Origin of the sequence: Actinomycetospora lutea, from assembly GCF_028737205.1 — a bacterium.
Lineage (GTDB): Bacteria > Actinomycetota > Actinomycetes > Mycobacteriales > Pseudonocardiaceae > Actinomycetospora > Actinomycetospora lutea.
The window spans coordinates 170286-188222 of record NZ_JAQZAL010000006.1 but is presented as its reverse complement, the minus strand read 5'-3'; the positions used below and the strand labels follow the sequence as shown (position 1 = coordinate 188222).

Sequence of the window (17937 nt, the reverse complement as noted above, 5' to 3'; positions counted from 1 at the left end):
CCGATCCCCGTGAGTGCTGCGACCAGCGACTCCACCCCCACCGCCGACGCCGATGGTGACGCCGACCCCGCGTCGGACACGGCGCTCACCCCCGCGAGCGCCGAGGAGATCCCCGACCTGCGGGTGGAGATCGACGCCATCGACGCGGAGATCCTGCGCCTGATCCAGCGGCGCTCCGAGATCTCGCAGCGGATCGGGCTGGCGCGCATGGCCGCCGGCGGCCCGCGCATCGTCTACAACCGCGAGATGGCCGTGCTCGCCCGCTTCCGCGCGCTCGGCGCCGAGGGCCGCGAGCTCGGCATGCTGCTCCTGCGCCTCGGCCGGGGCCGGCTGGGCGGGCGGAGCTGACGCCGGCCCCGAGCCCGACCCGCCGGGCCCTGAGCCGCCACCCCGAACAACACCGGGGTCGCGGCGAGCACCGACCACACGGCGATGGTGGCACCCTGGTGTCATGGGAACGGTCATCGACCTGATCGCCACGATCGTCACGGTGCTCAGCCTGCTCGCCGCCGTCGGCTACGGCGGCTACCTGCTCATGATCTCGTCGGTGGCCTCCAAGCGCCCGGGGGCCTCGCACCTCGCGACCGACGCGCGCAAGCGGCTGCCCGCCGCGGGCGGCCTCGCCCTCGGGGCGCTCGTCGCACTACTCCTCACGGGTGGCGGCATCCCGCTCGACGTCATCGCGCTGCTCGTCGGCGGCGGGGTCGGCCTCGTCGCGACGAACCAGCTCCAGGGCGCCCGCAAGCGCCTCGCCGCGCCCCCACGCTGAGCCGGACGGTCCGCTCACCGCGCCCGACGGTGCATGACCGCTCAACTGTCCGTCCAGCGAACGGCTGATTTCGTCCGTCCCCGGTCGGCCCTGCCGACATGCCCGTTGGGCGACGGAACACGAACGATGGCCACTCGTCCCCCGGACGACCTCTCCCCCGTCGGGTGACGTCCGAGTAGCTATTCCCCTACGCGGAGTGGGGACGAGGTCACCGGTCGGGGACGCCGGACGCAGCGGACGAGGAGCACGGACGAGATGAACGAGCGCGGCGGGCGGCACGCGTGGTTCGACGACCCGGGCGAGACCACCGGCACCTTGCTGGTCCCGCCGACCGTCCCCCCGCCCGCGCTGCCCGATGACGTCGACTCGGACGGCGTCGAGACGGTGCAGGCCCCGGGCGCGGACACCGGCGAGCACGGGACCGACCTCGTCCCGGTGCCCCGGCGGCCCGCCGACGACCTGCCACCGGTACCGGCCCGGGTCGAGGCCCGCCACACCGGCGGCATCCCGGTCTCGGAGATCCTCGCCCGGCTGACCGGTCCGCAGCCCGCGGTCGCGCCGGAGCAGGCCGGGCCCGCCGAGGAGGTCGTCACCGCGACGACCGGGGCCGCCCCCGACGCCGACGAGCTCCGGGCCCTCGCCTTCGCCGCTGCCCTCGAGGCCGCCGAGGCGCAGGACGGTGCCGCCGCTCCCGACGCGGCCCGTCCCCGTCCGTCCGCGCCCCGGCCCCGCCCGCCCCGCGCCGTGCCGGTGCGTCCCCAGCCGACGCCCGGACGCACGGCGCGCCGGCGCACCAACCCGTTCCGCGTCGGCCGCAGCCGGGCGCTGGGCGCGAGCACGGGCGCGTTCCTGGTGGCGGGCACGATCGCGAGCCTCGCCGGCATGCCGCTGCCCGGCCTGCCGATCCAGGACGTGCCCTACCCGGGCGACCCGCAGGCCCTGCCGCCCGGCGTCGCCCAGGTCCCCGGCCTGCCCGGCGGCGCGGGGTCGGTGCTCGACACCACGGCCGGCGGCGTCGCCGTCCCCGGTGGTGTCGCCCTCAGCGCCGCGATCAGCGACCTCGGCCTCGGCGCGCCCGGCGGCACCGGGCCCGCCGGAGCGCCCGGTCCCCTCGCGGCCGGCTCGGCGGGCGTGCTCCCCGGCGCCGCGGCACCGGGTGCGGGTGCGCCCGGTGCCGCCGGCGGGGGAGCTCCCGATGCCGGGCCGGTCCTCGTCCCCGGCGGTGGCGGCGGCACCGGTGGCGGCGCACCCGGCGGTGGCGGCGGCGGTGGCGGCGACACGGGCGGCGGTGGCCTCGTCCCCGACCTCGGGGACGGCGTCGGGGACACGGTCGACGACGTCGGGTCGGGTCTCGGCACCACCGTCGCCGGGGTCGGCACGACCGTCGGAGGGCTCACCGGCGGCGTCGACACCACCGTCCGCCACGTGGGGAGCGGCCTGGGCGCCACGGTGGACGGCGTCGGCACCACGGTCGGCACGGTCGAGCACCAGGTCGTCGCGCCCCTGGGGGGTACGACGTCCGGCCTGCTGCGCGACACCGGGCGGACCGTGGGCACGACGCTGCAGAACACGGCCCGGGAGGTCGTCGCCCCGGCCACCGGCACCGTCACCGGCGCCGTGCGCGACACCGGCGACACGGTCGGCGCGACCCTGCGGAACGCCGCCCAGGAGGTCGTCGAGCCCGCCACCGGCACCGTCACCGGCGCGGTGCGCGACACCGGCCGGGCCGCCGGGGACGCCGTCGACGACGTCCCCGCCGTCGGCCGCACGACCTCGCGGGTCGTGGAGGACACCACCGACGCGGTGAGCGAGTCCGTGGACGACACCGCCGACTCCGTCTCCTCGTCGGTCGAGGACGCGAGCGAGGACGTCGAGGACACCACCGACGCGGTGGGCGACGCGGTGGACGACACGGTCGAGTCCGTGTCCTCCGGCGTCGAGGACACGGGCGAGGCGGTCGAGGACGCCACCGACGCCGTCGGCGACACCGTCGGCGGCCTCCTCGGCGACGACGACTGACCGGCACTGCGGTGCGGGTCCGGTGGGTCGTGGCGAGCCACGGGCGCGTGGTCGTCACCCGGTCGGGACCTCTACTGTGACCCCCGTGGACACACCGACGGGGAGCGGCCAGTGAGCTCTCCCCGCGTGGTCGCCGGGCGGTACCGCCTCGAGGAGCGCATCGGCTCGGGGGCGATGGGCGTGGTGTGGCGCGGGACCGACGAGCGCCTGGGGCGCGTCGTCGCGGTCAAGCAGGTGTTCCTGCACGCGGGTCTGGACGACCGGGAGGCCGAGGAGGTCCGCCAGCGCACGCTGCGCGAGGGCCGCATCGCCGCACGCCTGCAGCACCCGCACGCGATCTCGGTGTTCGACGCCTCCATCGAGGGCGACGAGCCGTGGCTGGTCATGGAGTACCTGCCCTCACGCAGCCTCGCCAACGTGCTCGGCGAGCAGGCCACGCTCGAGCCGCGCACGGTCGCGCGCATCGGGCGCCAGGTCGCCGACGCGCTCGACGCCGCCCACCAGGCCGGGATCGTGCACCGCGACGTCAAGCCCGGCAACGTCCTGCTCGGCGCCGACGGCACCGTGAAGATCACCGACTTCGGCATCTCCCGGGCCACCGGCGACCTCACGCTGACCCGCACCGGGATGCTCGCCGGCACGCCGGCCTACCTCGCGCCCGAGGTCGCCCGCGGCGACGACTCCACGGCGGCGTCGGACGTCTTCTCCCTCGGCGCCACCCTCTACGCGGCCGTCGAGGGCATGCCCCCGTTCGGTGCCGACGACAACGCGCTCGCGCTGCTGCACTCGGTGGCCGCCGGCAAGGTCGTGCCGCCCTCGCAGGCCGGGCCGCTCACGGCGCTGCTCATGCGCCTGCTGCGCAACGACCCCGCCGAGCGCCCGTCCGCCGCCGAGGCGCGCCAGGAGCTGGGCCGGATCGCGCACGCGGGCGGGCGCGCCGAGGAGCCGCTGGCCAACCTCGTCCCGCTCGGTGCCCCCGGCGCCGGCGCCCCGCCGTCGGTCCCCGAGGCGCGGCACTCCTCCGACCCGTGGATGCCCGGCCCGGGCTCGGGCGGCGCCGGGTCGGCATCCGGCGGCTCCGGTCCGGCCGGCCCCCCGACCCGCCAGGGCATGCCCGCCCCGGACCTCCCGCCGCGGCGGCGCCGCGGGCGGCGGCCGACCACGGCGATCGTCGTGCTCGTCCTGCTCGTCGCCCTCGCCGCGGGCGGGGTGGTCGGTGTCGCGCTGCTCTCGACGTCGGGCTCCGACTCGACGGGCGCGAGCGTGGCCGCCCCCGGCGCCGCGACGCCGGACGACCCGCAGGCCGCCATGGTGGCCGCGGTCCGCGACTACTACGGCGTCGTCACCGGCAACGAGGCCGCGGGCTGGGCGCGCCTCGGCCCCAACCTCCAGTCGCAGGCCGGGGGCTTCGCGCGCTACCAGGCGTTCTGGACGACGATCTCGTCGGTGCAGGTCGTGGACGCGAGCGCGCTGGACGCCGACACCGTGCGCGCCACCCTCGACTTCGTGCCCGAGGGCCGCGAGCGCATCCGCGAGGTCCACGAGCTCGGCATGGTCCGCAGCCCCGACGGCCGCTGGCTGATCGACACCGACGAGAGCGTCGACGGGGCGAGCCCGCGCGCCGCCGCGACGGGCCTGCGCCTCGACACCCCGCTCGCGGAGGCGGGGCCCACGACCTCGGCGTCCCCGTCACGCGCGGCCGAGGACCGCCACTCGGGACGCGGCGACGACCACGGCGACGACCACGGTGGGGACGACCACGGCGACGGGTCCGGCGACGACGGGCACGGCGGGGACGACCACGCCGACGAGGGCTGACCCGGCCGCCTCAGACCAGTCGACGGTCGCTCGCCCAGCGCGAGAGCTCGTGGCGGTTCGACGACTGGGTCTTGCGCAGGACGCTCGACACGTGGGTCTCCACGGTCTTGACCGAGATGACGAGCTCGGCGGCGATCTCCTTGTACGACCAGCCCCGCGCCAGCAGGCGCAGGACGTCGCGCTCGCGACGGGTGAGCTGGTCGAGCTCGGGGTCGACGACGCCCGTCGCGCCCGGGCGGTCGGCGAACGCGTCGAGCACGAACCCCGCGAGCCGCGGCGAGAACACGGCGTCGCCGGCCTTCACACGCACGATCGCGTCGGCGAGCTCACGACCCGAGATCGTCTTGGTGACGTAGCCCCGGGCGCCCGCGCGGATGACCGAGATGACGTCCTCGGCCGCGTCGGACACCGAGAGCGCGAGGAACACGACGTCCGGGTGGTCGGGGCGCGTGCGGGTGAGCACCGCGGCCCCGCCGCCGTCGGGCATGTGCACGTCGAGCAGCACGACGTCGGGACGGCGGTGGCCGATGACGGCGACGGCCTCGTCCACCGACCCGGCCTCGCCGACGACGCTGACGGTGCGCCGGGCCAGCGACTCGAGCTCGGCGCGGACACCGCGACGGAAGAGCGCGTGGTCGTCGACGAGGACGACGCTGACGGCCTCCTCGGCGGGCGCGGGCTCGGTCATCGGCTCTCCTCCTGGGGAACGGGGGCACCGCGCCGGGTGCGGGGCAGCACGAGGCCGACCTCGGTGCCCTCCCCGGGCGCGGTGCGCAGGCGCACGCTCCCGCCGTGGCGGGTCATGCGGTCGTGGACCGAGCCCGCGAGACCGCGGCGGTCCTCGGGCACGGCGTCGGGGTCGAACCCGCGGCCGCGGTCGCGCACGAAGACCTCGACGGTGTCCGGCTCGACCTCCACGTAGACGTCGACCTCGTCGACGCCGGCGTGCTTGGCGGCGTTCACCATCGCCTCGCGGGCGGCCGCGACGAGCGCGGTCGTGTCGGGGTCGAGGTCCGCGTCGCCGACGACGACCGGCGCCACCCGCAGCCCGTAGTCGTCCTCGACCTCGCCCGCGGCCGTCGCCAGCGCGGCGGCCAGCGTGGCGTCCCCGGACCCGGCGGGGCGCCCGGCGTCGCCGCCCGGCGGGCCGTAGAGCCACGCCCGCAGCTCGCGCTCCTGGCTGCGCGCGAGCCGGCGCACCTCGCGGCCCGCGGTGTCCTCGCCGGCCTGCTTCTGGATCAGCGCCAGGGTCTGGAGCACCGAGTCGTGCAGGTGCGCGGCGATGTCGGCGCGCTCCTGGCCCCGGATGCGCTCGCGGCGCTCGCTGCCGAGCTCGCGCACCAGGCGCATCCACCACGGCACGGTGATGACGACGACGCCGGCCAGCGTGGCGAGCGCGGCGAGGACACCGAACTGGACCTGGCCGAGGTCGACGTTGCCGAGCAGGAACACCGCGATGCCCATGGCGACCAGCAGCGCGCCCGCCAGCAGCCGCAGCAGGCCGAGCCGGCGCCCGACCAGCCACCGCGAGCGCCACCCCGTCTCGCCCACCACGGCCGCGCCGCCGGTGTCGGCCTCGCGCCACACCAGCGCCACGCCGATGACCACGACGGCCAGCGGCCCGATCACCCAGCCGGAGAGCTGCCCGCCGAGCCCGGAGATCACGAAGGCGAGCAGCACGCCGAGCGTCGCGAGCCCGAGACCCTGCCGGCGCTCGCGGGGCGGCACCGCGCGCGGCACGCCCCGCGGCTCGATCGGGCAGAACAGCCACAGCGCGGCGTAGGCGATGAAGCCCGCGCCCGCGGCCGCGACGAGCAGCACGAACACCAGGCGCACGCGCAGGACGTCGACCCCGAGGTGGTCGGCCACCCCGCCGGTGACGCCCGCGATCACCGAGCCCTGCCGCCGGCGGCGGATGCGGTGGATCACCGGGCCGGTCGGCGCCGGGGCCGGCGCGGGGGCCGGCTCCGGTGCCGGCTCCGGGGCCGGCGCAGGCGCGTCCCCGGTGGCCGGCGGGGTGCCGGTGCGCAGGGTCGTCGCCTCGTCCACGTCGCCCATCGTCACACGTCACGGACCCCCGGTGGGCCCGCCTCGACCCCCGAGGTCCTCGGGGTCGTCTCGGGGGCAGGACCGGGGTGGCTCCCGGATTCCCGGGGCCGGTCGCTCGCGCAGTCTCGGTGTCCGGATCGCCGGAGCGAGGAGGATGAGGCGTGATGAGCAGTCCGGGGAGCAGTCCGGGGCAGGGATCACCGGCGCCGGCGGGCGCCGACGTCGGCGCGACCCTGCGCGAGATGTGGGCGACGCGTCCCGCGCGTCTCAAGGAGGACCGCAAGATCGGCGGCGTCTGCGCCGCGATCGCGCGGCGCTACGCCATCGACCCGACGCTGGTGCGCGTCGCGTTCGTCGTGTCGGCGTTCTACGGCTTCGGCCTGCTCGTGTACCTGGCCGGCATGCTGGTGCTGCCGCGGGTCGACGCGCAGGGCCGGCGCGAGACGCCGGTGTGGGCGATCGTCCTCGGCACCCTGCTGGCGGTCGCCGCGGTCGTCGGGGCCTTCTCCGGCGACCTCGGCACGGTCATCGCCGTGGTCACCGTGCTCGCGCTGGTGTACGCGCTGCACCGCAGCCGCGGGCACCTGCGCGATCCGCAGCGCCCGGCCGTGGCCGGTGACGCCGCCGCGGCGCCGGGCGCCGAGGGCGTCGAGGGCACGGCGGACACGCCCCGCCCGCCGTCGTGGGACCCGCTGGGTGCCGCGCCGTTCGCGTGGGACCTGCCCGAGCCGGCCGCGCCCCCCGCGCCGAAGCCGCCGCGCTCGAAGCTCGTGCCGCTGACGCTCGCCGCGGCGCTCGTCGCGGCCGCGGTCGTCGCCGGGCTCGGGCTGCTCGGGCTCGTCCCCCTCGGGGTGACCGCCGTGGTCGGCACCGCGCTGGCCGTGGTCGGCGCCGGCCTGGTCGTCGGCGCGTTCCGCCACCAGGGCCGCAGCCTCGTGGTGGCCGCCGTGCCGCTCGCGCTGCTGCTGGTCGCCGCGGCGAACGACGACGGACGCACCGGCCCGCCGCCGTGGATCGACCAGGTCGACGGGTACCAGCAGACCGACGGCGCCGGCGCCGTCCAGACCCTCGGCGACGCGCGGTGGCGCCCGGCGGCGACCGCGGTGGCCCCGGCCTACGAGACGGCCTACGGCGACGCGGAGCTCGACCTGCGCGACCTCGGGCCCGCCCCGCTGCCCGTGCGCACCCAGGTGCAGAGCGGCGCCGGGGACGTCACCGTCATCGTGCCCGCGACCGCGGACGTCACCGCCACGTGCGAGTCCGGCGGCGGCGACGCCGACTGCCTCGGGCGCGGCTCCGGCCCCGTGACCGACCTCGGGCCCGACGGGCCCGGGGGACCCCGGATCGACCTGCAGGCCGTCAGCGGCGGCGGGGACGTGGAGGTGCGCCGTGGATGACAAGACCCCCGACCAGCCCTACACCGTCCACCGTGACGTGGACCTGATCGAGGACGAGGACACCGGGCGCACCCCGGCGACCCGTCCCGGCCCCGACCCGCTGGGGCTCGTCGCCGGGCTGACCGCGATCGTCATCGCGGTCCTCGCCCTCACCGGCGCCCTCGCGAGCGTCGACCCGCGCTGGGTGCTCGTCATCGGCGCGGTCGGCGTCGGCACCGCCGTGCTCTGGATGACCCTGCGTCGCCGGTCCTGACCCGGCACACACGACACCGGCCGGTACCGCACAGCGCGGTACCGGCCGGTGTCGTTCCCGGGGTCAGCTGTGGCAGTGCCCGTTCGACGACGGCGGCACGTCCAGCGTGGGGTTGCGGTCGAAGAACCCGACGGGCATCAGCCGGAAGCCGGCGTAGTCGACGGGCATGATCGGCCAGTCCTCCGGGCGCGGCACGTGCGTCAGGCCGAACGTGTGCCACAGGACGACGTCGGCGCCCTGCCCGCCCTCGTCGAGCGACCGGTCGGCCGCGGTCCAGGTCGGCAGGCCCGCCCCGCCGGCGTGCTGGTTGACGTAGTCACCCGCGGGGTAGCGCTCGTCGGCGTCGTACGCGGTGACCCAGAGGTGCTTCGTGGCGAAGGCGGCGCGTCCGGCGACGACCGAGCTGTCGTCGGCGAGCAGCGTGGGGCTGCCCTCGGCGTGCAGGGCGTAGGCCACCGGCCGGCCGTGCCGGTTGGTCGACCCCGGGTTGACCACCTGCCACGTGCGCCCGCGGCCCGGGTCGGCGACCCGCCGGGCGTCGGCCTCGCGGGTCAGCCGCGTGCGGGACTCGGTGAAGGCGTTGCCCCAGGGGTTGTCGTCGCCCACCGGCAGCGCGACGGCCTCGCACTCCTCGACGACGTTGCGGGTGCCGTCGACGGCCATGTCGAGGCGGGCCGAGAACAGGTGCTGGTGGTAGGGCAGCCCGAGGCCCGGCGCCACCGGCGTGGCGAACGGGTGCCCCTCGGACGGGTAGGCCGAGGTGAACGGGATGCCGGTCAGCTTCGACTCGCACGCGATCGTGCCGTCGAGGTAGAGGTACCAGTAGAAGCCGTAGTCGTAGTTGCCGATGGTGGTGAAGAACGAGATCACCATGCGGCGCTGGCGACGGGTCTCCGACGCGTTGGTGAACAGGTCGGAGTGCTTCCAGAGGATGCCGTAGTCCTCCTCGTGCAGGCAGATCGCGTTCGTGATCGTGCGCGGCGACCCGTCGTCGTCGGCCACGACGACGTCCATGTACCGGATCTCGCCGAGGCAGTCGCAGCCGAGCTCGAGGGAGTTGGCGTAGCGGGCGAACATGTACTCGCCGGCGTCGAAGTAGTTCTGCCAGAACCGCACCGGCGACGGGTCGGCGTAGGGCACGACCATCTCGGCGATCGAGGCCCGGTAGACCACCGGGCGACCGTGGATGCCGATCTGGTGCAGGGTCAGGCCCTCGCGCTCGTTGAAGCCGACGCGCAGGTCCCAGCCCTCCCAGCGCAGCCGGTTGCCCTCGAGGCGGAAGCTCACGCCCTCGGGCTGGGTGATCTCGATCGGCTTGAGGGTGGTGCGCTGCGGCCCGACCTGCTCGGGGTCGTCGAAGTTGCCGGGCTCGTCGGGCACCGGCAGCGGTGCGTGGTCGATCACGCGGGTGACCTCGCGGCGGGTCAGGTCGACGTAGGCGACGACGCCGTCCACCGGGTGGGCCCAGGGCGAGTCCTTCTCGTGGTCCTGGCGGAACCCGAGCACCCGCGCCATGCGGCGGCCCGACTCCTCCGGGTAGTACGCGCCCGCCGAGAGCGGCACGGCCCGCACCGTGGCGGGGTCGATGTCGCGGCGGCGCAACGCGTCGCACCACTCCTGGGACGCCAGGACGATCTCCTCCATGATCTCGAACTCGGAGTCGATGATCGGGAGCTGGCCGCTCGTGGCCGGGTCGAGCTCGGTCGCCGAGTCGATCTCGCGGCGGGACGCGGAGACGACGACGTCGCGCGAGGGCGCCCCGCTCATGTCGAGCAGCAGGACGCGGAAGCGCCGGTCGACCCGGTCGCCGTCGGTGTGGGCGAGGACGGTGGCCTTGTCCGGCTCCTCGAGCCCGGCGAAGCAGTAGCGCACGGCGTCGCCGAGCAGGCCGGCCTCGTCGAGCACCTCACGGACCGCGCGGAACTCGTCGGCGGTGGCCAGGTCGAGGGGATGGGTGGCGGCGCCGGTGTCGACGTTCGCGGGTGCGGTGGCGGTCATGCGGGCAGACCTCCTGTCGGGGGCGATGTCGGGACGGGTCGCTGGCTAGACGTTCTCGCGGGGAGTGTCGCCGTGGACACCGCCGGGAGTCACGGAATCGGTTCCGGACAAGCCGGACACCGCGGGCCGGACCAGGGCGACGACGACGCCCGCGAGGAAGACGACGACGAGGACGGCACCGATCGCGAGCGCGAGGCCGGTCGAGCCGCCGATGAGGGTCGGGAAGTTGCGGATGGTCAGCACGAGGCAGACCAGCAGGCCGACGAGGCCCAGGGCCGGGGCGATGCGGGTGTGCCACACCCGCCGGTCGACGCGGCTGCGGGCGAAGAAGGCGAGCACGGCCACGCAGGTGAGCACCATGAGGACGAGGACGCCGAGCGTCGCGGTGCCGGCCATCCAGGCGAAGACCTGGGCGACGGGGTCGAGCCCGGCGAGCGCGAACACGATGACGAGCAGCGCGGCGAGGATCGTTTGCGCCAGCGACGCGATGTGCGGCGAGCCGTGCCGGGTGTGGGTGCGGGCGACCGCACCGGGGAAGGCGCCGTGCCCGCCGAGCGCGTACCAGTAGCGCGCGGCCACGTTGTGGAACGCGAGGATCGCGGCGAAGAGGCTCGTGACCAGCAGGATCGTGACGATGAGCCCGCCGGTCGGGCCGAGCCAGTTCGTCACCGTGGTGAGCAGGAACGTGGCCGGGTTCGCGGCCGACTCGGTGACGGCGGCCTCGTCGCCCCAGGCCGAGACGATCGCCCAGGTCGACACCGCGTAGAAGACGCCGACGACGACGAGCGCGAGGTAGGTGGCGCGCGGGATCGTGCGCTGCGGGTCGCGGGCCTCGTCGCGGAACACCGCGGTGGCCTCGAAGCCGATGAAGCTCGCGATCGCGAACATGATCGCGATGCCGACCTCGCCGGAGATCACCTGCGCGGGATCGAACAGCGCGGTGGACAGGCCGCCGGGGCCGCCGCCGCTGGCGAAGACGACGACGTCGAGCACCAGCACGATGGCGATCTCGGCCAGCAGCAGCACACCCAGCACGCGGCTCGAGAGCTCGATGTGGCGGTAGCCGAGCACGCCGACGATCGCGACGACGGCGAGCGTCCAGACCCACCAGGGCACGCTCGGGCCGCCGAGGCTCGCGACGAGCTCGTCGATCGCCGCGCCGATGTAGCCGTAGACCGCGGCCTGGACCGCGGTGTAGGTGGCGAGGGCGAGGAACGCGGCGCCGAGCCCGAGGGGGCGGCCCAGGCCGTGGCGGATGTAGGTGAAGAAGGCGCCGGCGTCGGGGACGTGCGGGCTCATGGCGCAGAACCCGACCGCGAACAGCAGCAGCACGACGGCGCAGAGCACGAAGGTCATCGGGAACGCGGCGCCGTTCCCGGCGCCGACGCCCAGGGGGATGGTGCCGGCGATGACGGTCAGCGGCGCCGCAGCGGCGATGACCATGAAGACGATCGAACCCACGCCGAGGGTGCCGGAGAGACGGGATGCCGGCGCGGCGGATTCGGCGGGTGCAGCCATGGCGACTCCCGGAGAGGAACGGTGGAGGGGACCGAGGAAATGTCGCGGGTCACGTTTGCGGAGCCGTTCCCGCGGGGTCAACCCCTCGTTGAGCTGCGCGAGGCAGAATGAGATCCGCATTCTCGGTGCGCCGCGCCCCCACCTGCGGGATTCTCCGAACGGAGAACGGTGCATCGTTTCCGCGGGCCGAACGAGAATGGCTCGTGCCCGATTCTCGTTCGGCCCTTCTCCGGTCCTTCGCGCGACGGCCTCCGGGCTCTACGGTGTCGGTCGTGGCACGCATGGCGCGCATTCCCGGGCTGCGCTCGCGCTCGCCCGTCGCCGGCCTGCACCGTCGCGCGCTGCGTCCGCTCGGGGTGTTCGCGCAGTCGGTGGCGACGACGGCCCCGGCCGGCGCGATGGCCTCGACGCCCCTGCTCGTCATCGCCGTCGCGGGCAGCGGGGCCCCGTGGTCGTTCGCGATCGCCGCGGTGGTGGTCGGGCTGGTCGCTGCGTGCATCACGGCGTTCGCGCGGCGGATGGCCGCGGCCGGCGGCCTGTACAGCTTCACCGCCAAGGGGCTCGGGGCCGGCGGCGCCTACGCGTGCGCGGTGGCGATGATCGTCGGCTACGGGGTGCTCGTCGCCGTCGCGCTCTCCGGGGCGTCCTGGTACGGCGGCGCCCTGCTCGCGCGCCTGCTCTCGGGCCCCGCCGCCGACACCGGCGCGGTCGCCGCCGGCACCGGCGTGGTGCTCGTCGTCGCCCTGGCGATCACCGCCGCGGTGTGCGCGATCCGCGGGGTGCGGCTGGCCGGGCGCGTCATGCTCGTGATCGAGGCGGCCTCGATCGGCCTCATCCTGGTGGTGCTCGTCGCGCTCGCCCTCACGACGGCCCCGACCGTGCCGGCCCCACCGGTCGGCGGCGGTGCGGGCGGCGGGGTCGGCGGTGTCGGCGGTGTCGGCGGTGTGGCCGTCGGCGTGCTCCCGGCGCTCGCGGCGTTCATCGGGTTCGACAGCGCCGCCTCGCTGGGCGTGGAGGCGCGGCGGCCGTTCGCGTCGGTGCCCCGCGCGATCCTCGCGACGGCCGGCGTCACCGCGGTGCTCTACCTGGTGGCGACCCTCGTGGTCCTCGCCGCCCCCGGCGCCACCGAGGGGGCCACGAGCCCGCCGACCGGCGTGGGCGGGGTCGACGACCTCAGCTGGGCGTCGGTGCTCATGGACCTCGGGATCGTCGCCTCCTTCGGCGCGTGCGCGCTGGCGGCGCTGAACACGCTGGTGCGCGTGCTGTTCTCGCTGGCCCGCGAGGGCGTGGCGCCCGCGGTGCTGGGGCGGACCCACCGGCGCCACCTCACGCCCGCGGTCGCGGTCACGGTCGCCGTGCCCGTCATCGCCGCCGTGGTGGTCGTCGGCACCCTCGCCGGGGTGCCGCCCGCGACGGTCTTCGGCGCGCTGGTGTCGGTGGCGACCCTGGGCTTCCTCGCCGCCTACCTGCTCGTGTGCGTCGCCGCGCCCCGCTTCCTGGCCCGGATCGGCGAGCTGACCCGCGGCATCGTGGTGGCCGCGGTGCTCGCGTCGGCGGCGCTCGTCGCGATCCTGGTCGTGGTGCTGGCGAACGCCGGCACCGGGCTCCTGATCACCGTCGCCGCGCTCGTCGCCGTCGGGGCCGGCGGGTGGCTCGTGCTCCGGGTCCGCCGCGCCGCCGCCCTGCGCGGCATGGGTGTCTACGACGAGACCACCACCGCCGACGTCCTCGGCGCCCCGACGTCCGCACCGCCGCGGTGACCTCGCCGATCAGCGGTCGCCAGCCCCAGGCGGTGCGCAGCGCGCTGCTCATCCTCGAGGAGGTCGCGGCCGCCGGCGTCGGGATCACCGCCAAGGAGATCTCGACCGCGCTGCGCATCCCGCCCGCCACGACCTACCGGCTGCTCAACCTGCTGGTCGCCGAGGAGTACCTCGTGCGCCTGCCCGACCTGGGCGGCTTCGCCCTCGGCCGGCGCAGCGCCAACCTCGCCCCGCTCCCCCTCGCCACGCCCACCGCCGCGCGCACGGTGATGCGCCGCCTGCGCGAGCGCGTGCGCTGGGGCGCGCATCTCGTCGCGTTCGACCGCCACCGCCTGCAGTTCCTCGACCCGGACCCCGACCACCCCCCGACCGACGCCGACGAGCTCTCCCGCCACCCGCACGCGACCGGTCTCGGGCGCCTCCTGCTCGCCGAGCACGACCTCCCCGACGGCCCCCTGGCCCGCCTGACCCCGCACACCACCGTCGACCCGGAGCGCCTGCGCACGCTGCTCGCCGAGGTGCGCGAGTCGGGCGTCGCCCGCCAGTGCGGGGAGTTCCACGCCGCCCTGGGCTGCCTCGCCGTGGCCATCCGCGCGCCGGGCGACGGGCGCCTCGTCGCGGGCCTCGCGCTCACCGGGCCCGCCGACCGCGTCGCGGCCCCGAACGCCGAACTCATCGACCTCCTGCGCGACCACGCCGCCGAACTGGCCCCGCTCCTGGCGTAGCCCCGGTACGAGCGATGCGGCATCGCTCGCATGTGACGCCAGGATCGCCACATCCTCGCTCGCGCGACACGCCGACCGGGGTGTTCCAGCCCGGCGGCCACGCCGGCGTCAGACGTCAGGGCCGCCACGATCGCTCGCCAGCGCCAGCAGCAGGACCGCGGCGTCGGCCGGCACGGTGACGTCGCGTCCGGTGAGCTCGGCGACGCGCCGCAGGCGGTTGAGCACCGTGTTGCGGTGGCAGTAGAGCGCCGCCGCGGTGTCCCGCACCGAGCCGTCCACGGCGAACCGCCGCACCGTCGCCACCAGGCGCTCCCGCTCCGCGGGCGTCACGTCCGCGAGGCCGCCGAGCTCGGCGGTCACCAGGTCCGCGCGGACGTCCCCGAGGCGCGCGGCCGCGAGCGGGAGCCAGACCGAGGCGAGGGTCCGCGGTACGACGGGGCCGCCCGCGGTGACGTCGGCGAGCTCCGCGGCCAGCCGCGCGCTGCGCGGGACGTCGGCGAGCCCGTGCGCCGTCGGGCCCACCCCGCAGCGCACCCCCTCGAGCGCCGCGCGCACCGGCGCGCCCTCCGGCCCGTCCCACCGCGCGAGCAGCACGCTGTGCCGGCCGGTGGGCTGCACGTGGACGGGCCGGCCGTCGCCGGCGAACCGGTCGGCCGCCCGCCGCAGCGCCGCGCCGTCCTCGCCCGCCGCCGCGACGACCAGGACGTCGGCGTCCTCCGCCACCTGCAGCGCGATCGCCACCCGGGTCACGTCCTCGGGCGCGGGGTCGTCGGCCGCGAGCAGGGCGGCGACGAGCGCGGTCCGCTCGCCCTGGCGCTCCCGGGCCAGGATCGCCTGCTCCTCCTGGTAGGCGACCCGGATGCGCGTGGAGTACTCCTCGACCACCGACCACACGGTCTGCACGTGGTCCACGAGCAGCGCGGCCTCGTCCGGGTCGGCGCGGGCCCGGAACGCCTCCCACAGCACCCGGAAGTCCTGGCGGACCGCGGTGAGCAGATCGTCGAGCGGCACGCCGCGCCGGGCCCGGTCGCGGCCGATCGCCGGCCCCACCGCGACCAGCCGGTCGGGCACCGCACGCCCGGCGAGGCGCCCGAGCAGGTAGGCGAACGTCTCGTCGGCGTCGGCCTCGAGGCGCGCGGCGGGCACCAGGCCGCGGGCGTACGCGGGGACGTCGCGCAGCCGGCGCAGGAACGCCGTCCGCAGCGCGTCGGTGTCGTCGCCGACCCGCGCCACGAGGTCCTCCCAATTGTGCACGTGCCCAAGCTAGAGCCGGCAGGACGCGGCGAACACGCCTTCCGTCGACCACGTCCGCCCGGGCACGCTGGTCAGCCGACCGCTGCACCGGGAGGACACCGTGCACCTCACCCCGCGCGAGCAGGAGAGAGTGCTGCTGCACAGCGCGGCCGAGCTCGCGCGCCGGCGTCTGGCGCGCCATGCCGTGCTGGGGGCCGCCGAGGCGGTGGCGCTGGTCTGCGACGAGATCTGCGAGCTGGCCTGGGACGGCCACGACCTCGACGACGTGGTGCGCCGCGCCCGCGAGGTCGTCACCCCCGACCAGCTCGTCGACGGCGTCACCGCCGCCGTGCCGTCGCTGCAGGTCGAGGCGCTCTTCCCGCACGGCACGACGCTCGTGCACGTCGACCGCCCGTTCGGCCCGCCGGAGGCCGACGCTCCCGGTGCCGTGCGCCCCGCGACCGGGACGATCGAGCTCGCGCCGGGCCGCGACCGCCACGACGTCGTGCTGTGCAACGACGGCGACCAGGCGGTCTGGGTGAGCTCGCACGTCCCGCTCGACCGGCTCAACCGCCGGCTGCGGGTGGACGTCGCCGACGGCACCGACCCCGCGCACCTGCGCCTCGACCTCGCCGCGGGCACCGCCGTGCGCGTCGAGGTCGGGGCGACGCGGGCGGCGAGCGCGGTCCGACTCGGAGGTGCCTCGCGATGACCGCCATGGACCGCGCCGAGTACACCCGCCTCTACGGCCCCACCACCGGCGACCGCGTGCGCCTCGGCGACACCGACCTCTGGGTCGAGGTCACCGCCGACGACACCGAACCGGGCGAGGAGATGCTCGGCGGCTGCGGCAAGACCGCCCGCCAGGGCGCGCTCGTCGCCGACCGCGCACCCCGGGACAGCGCCCTCGACCTCGTCGTGCTCGGGGTCCTGCTGCTCGACCCCGTGCTCGGCATCCGGAAGACGTCGATCGGGGTCAAGGACGGGCGGATCGTGGGCGTGGGCCGTGCCGGGAACCCCGACGTGCAGGACGGCGTCGAGCTCGTCGTCGACGCCCACACGGCGATGGTGCCGGGCGAGGGCCTCCTCGCGACGCCCGGCGCCGTGGACTCCCACGTGCACCTCTCGAACGCCGACCTGGCGCCGGTGGCCCTGTCCACCGGGGTGACGACGCTGGTCGGCATGGGCATCGGCGGTGTCTGGGACGTCGGCGCCAACCCGGCGCCCAACCTGCACACGCTGATGGCCTCCTGGACCGGCGCGCCGGTGAACGCCGCGTTCCTCGCCCGCGGCTCGTCCGGCTCGGCGGAGCTGCTCGAGCGGGCGGTGCTCGCCGGGGCCGGCGGGTTCAAGGTCCACGAGGACTGGGGCGCCGGCCCGGACGCCGTCGACACCTGCCTCGGCGTCGCCGACCGGGCCGACCTGCCCGTCGCCCTGCACACCGACACCCTGAACGAGTCGGGCTACCTCGACGACACGCTCGACGCGATCGGCGGACGCACGGTGCACGCCTACCACGTCGAGGGCGGCGGCGGGCACCCCGACCTGCTGCGCATCGTCGGGCTCGACTCCGTGCTGACGTCCTCCACGACGCCCACGCTCCCGCTGACCGCGGCGACGGTGCGCGAGCTGGGACCGATGACGATGACCGTGCACCGCGGGCACCCCGACCTGCCCAGCGACCGCAGCATCGCCGCGAGCCGCATCCGCGAGCACGCCATCGCCGCGGAGAACCGGCTGCACGACGACGGCGCCATCGCGATCGTCAACTCCGACGCGCTGGGCATGGGCCGCATCGGCGAGACCGTGCGCCGCACCTGGCAGCTCGCCCACGTGCAGGCCCACCTCGCCGGCGAGACCGGCCCCGACGTCGCGAACAACGCCCGGGTGCTGCGCTACCTGGCCAAGCTCACGCACAACCCGGCGGTCGCGCACGGTCTCGCCGGCCACGTGGGCTCGCTGCGGGCCGGGCGGATCGCCGACATCGTGCTGTGGTCGCCGGCGTGGTTCGGCGCGACCCCCGAGCTGGTGATCAAGTCGGGGTTCGTCGCCTGGGGGGCGGCCGGGTCGGGATCGGGGTCGACCCGGCTCACGCAGCCCCGCCGGATGCGCGGCTTCCACGGGGCGCGCGGCGGCGCGCCGGCCCGTCTCGCGCACCAGTTCGTCGCCGCGGCGTGCCTGGACGACCCCGCGGCCCGCGCCGCCCTGCCCTCCGGGCCGCGCTACACGCCCGTGGCCGGGAGCCGGGGCCTCGGGTCGGCCGACATGCTGTTCAACACCGCGACGCCGCACGTCGAGATCCCCGGCGAGCCGGCACCGGTGCGGATCGACGGCCGCGAGGTGCCGCTGCACCACGCTGCCGACCTGCCCCTGACCCGCCTGCACCACCTGGGGTGAG

The 17937-nt window shown here is 76.2% G+C and carries 15 protein-coding genes; 10 read left to right on the top strand and 5 right to left on the bottom strand.

The window, feature by feature from the left end:
- Positions 1-9 precede the first annotated feature (9 nt).
- From PHK61_RS09340 to PHK61_RS09325, 4 genes are all read left to right on the top strand, one after another.
- On the top strand, positions 10-348 hold the full coding sequence (locus PHK61_RS09340; RefSeq protein ID WP_274280686.1) for a chorismate mutase: 339 nt from the start codon (positions 10-12) through the stop codon (positions 346-348).
- 103 nt (positions 349-451) lie between these two features.
- Positions 452-769 carry a hypothetical protein gene (locus PHK61_RS09335; RefSeq protein ID WP_274280685.1) on the top strand — a complete coding sequence of 106 codons (318 nt, stop codon included), beginning with the start codon at positions 452-454 and terminating at the stop codon, positions 767-769.
- Positions 770-1024: 255 nt separating this feature from the next.
- On the top strand, positions 1025-2788 hold the full coding sequence (locus tag PHK61_RS09330) for a hypothetical protein (protein WP_274280684.1): 1764 nt from the start codon (positions 1025-1027) through the stop codon (positions 2786-2788).
- A 111-nt stretch (positions 2789-2899) separates the two neighbouring features.
- Complete coding sequence (locus PHK61_RS09325; protein ID WP_274280683.1) at positions 2900-4606, top strand: serine/threonine-protein kinase; 1707 nt, start codon at positions 2900-2902, stop codon at positions 4604-4606.
- 10 nt (positions 4607-4616) lie between these two features.
- Here the strand turns inward: PHK61_RS09325 and PHK61_RS09320 are convergent, their stop codons facing one another.
- Together PHK61_RS09320 and PHK61_RS09315 are read right to left on the bottom strand one after the other, a co-directional pair.
- Complete coding sequence (locus PHK61_RS09320; protein ID WP_274280682.1) at positions 4617-5294, bottom strand: response regulator; 678 nt, start codon at positions 5292-5294, stop codon at positions 4617-4619.
- Complete coding sequence (locus PHK61_RS09315) at positions 5291-6664, bottom strand: PspC domain-containing protein (protein ID WP_274280681.1); 1374 nt, start codon at positions 6662-6664, stop codon at positions 5291-5293. Before PHK61_RS09315 ends, PHK61_RS09320 begins: the two co-directional genes overlap by 4 nt.
- Positions 6665-6819: 155 nt before the next feature.
- On the opposite strand from PHK61_RS09315, the gene PHK61_RS09310 reads away from it, so the two are divergent.
- Together PHK61_RS09310 and PHK61_RS09305 are read left to right on the top strand one after the other, a co-directional pair.
- Positions 6820-8052, top strand: coding sequence for a PspC domain-containing protein (locus PHK61_RS09310; protein ID WP_274280680.1), 1233 nt, complete (start codon positions 6820-6822; stop codon positions 8050-8052).
- Positions 8045-8305, top strand: a complete 261-nt coding sequence (locus PHK61_RS09305; RefSeq protein ID WP_274280679.1) for a hypothetical protein — start codon at positions 8045-8047, stop codon at positions 8303-8305. Before PHK61_RS09310 ends, PHK61_RS09305 begins: the two co-directional genes overlap by 8 nt.
- 63 nt (positions 8306-8368) lie before the next feature.
- Here PHK61_RS09305 and PHK61_RS09300 read toward each other — a convergent pair whose 3' ends face one another.
- Complete coding sequence (locus PHK61_RS09300) at positions 8369-10303, bottom strand: primary-amine oxidase (protein WP_274280678.1); 1935 nt, start codon at positions 10301-10303, stop codon at positions 8369-8371.
- A gap of 45 nt (positions 10304-10348) precedes the next feature.
- Positions 10349-11821, bottom strand: coding sequence for an APC family permease (locus PHK61_RS09295; RefSeq protein ID WP_274280677.1), 1473 nt, complete (start codon positions 11819-11821; stop codon positions 10349-10351).
- Between the two features lie 281 nt (positions 11822-12102).
- Between PHK61_RS09295 and PHK61_RS09290 the strand changes: the two genes are divergently transcribed.
- Positions 12103-13581: an APC family permease gene (locus PHK61_RS09290; protein ID WP_274280712.1), complete on the top strand. Its 1479-nt coding sequence runs from the start codon at positions 12103-12105 to the stop codon at positions 13579-13581.
- Positions 13578-14306: an IclR family transcriptional regulator gene (locus PHK61_RS09285; RefSeq protein ID WP_274280676.1), complete on the top strand. Its 729-nt coding sequence runs from the start codon at positions 13578-13580 to the stop codon at positions 14304-14306. The genes PHK61_RS09290 and PHK61_RS09285 overlap by 4 nt, the downstream gene beginning before the upstream one ends.
- Before the next feature lie 108 nt (positions 14307-14414).
- Here PHK61_RS09285 and PHK61_RS09280 read toward each other — a convergent pair whose 3' ends face one another.
- Complete coding sequence (locus tag PHK61_RS09280) at positions 14415-15560, bottom strand: PucR family transcriptional regulator (RefSeq protein ID WP_274280675.1); 1146 nt, start codon at positions 15558-15560, stop codon at positions 14415-14417.
- Between the two features lie 100 nt (positions 15561-15660).
- On the opposite strand from PHK61_RS09280, the gene PHK61_RS09275 reads away from it, so the two are divergent.
- Together PHK61_RS09275 and PHK61_RS09270 are read left to right on the top strand one after the other, a co-directional pair.
- A complete protein-coding gene (locus tag PHK61_RS09275; protein ID WP_274280674.1) occupies positions 15661-16251 on the top strand; it encodes an urease subunit gamma in 591 nt (196 codons plus the stop codon).
- The gene (locus tag PHK61_RS09270; protein ID WP_274280673.1) at positions 16248-17936 is read left to right on the top strand and encodes an urease subunit alpha; all 1689 of its coding nucleotides are present in this window, start codon (positions 16248-16250) and stop codon (positions 17934-17936) included. The genes PHK61_RS09275 and PHK61_RS09270 overlap by 4 nt, the downstream gene beginning before the upstream one ends.
- Position 17937: the final 1 nt, after the last annotated feature.

Excerpts from the sequence above, each read along its gene's own strand:
- PHK61_RS09335 (WP_274280685.1), top strand. The coding sequence starts at position 452 with ATGGGAACGGTCATCGACCTGATCGCCACGATCGTCACGGTGCTCAGC.
- PHK61_RS09330 (WP_274280684.1), top strand. The coding sequence starts at position 1,025 with ATGAACGAGCGCGGCGGGCGGCACGCGTGGTTCGACGACCCGGGCGAG.
- PHK61_RS09320 (WP_274280682.1), bottom strand. The coding sequence starts at position 5,294 with ATGACCGAGCCCGCGCCCGCCGAGGAGGCCGTCAGCGTCGTCCTCGTC.
- PHK61_RS09315 (WP_274280681.1), bottom strand. The coding sequence starts at position 6,664 with ATGGGCGACGTGGACGAGGCGACGACCCTGCGCACCGGCACCCCGCCG.
- PHK61_RS09310 (WP_274280680.1), top strand. The coding sequence starts at position 6,820 with ATGAGCAGTCCGGGGAGCAGTCCGGGGCAGGGATCACCGGCGCCGGCG.
- PHK61_RS09300 (WP_274280678.1), bottom strand. The coding sequence starts at position 10,303 with ATGACCGCCACCGCACCCGCGAACGTCGACACCGGCGCCGCCACCCAT.
- PHK61_RS09295 (WP_274280677.1), bottom strand. The coding sequence starts at position 11,821 with ATGGCTGCACCCGCCGAATCCGCCGCGCCGGCATCCCGTCTCTCCGGC.
- PHK61_RS09290 (WP_274280712.1), top strand. The coding sequence starts at position 12,103 with ATGGCGCGCATTCCCGGGCTGCGCTCGCGCTCGCCCGTCGCCGGCCTG.
- PHK61_RS09270 (WP_274280673.1), top strand. The coding sequence starts at position 16,248 with ATGACCGCCATGGACCGCGCCGAGTACACCCGCCTCTACGGCCCCACC.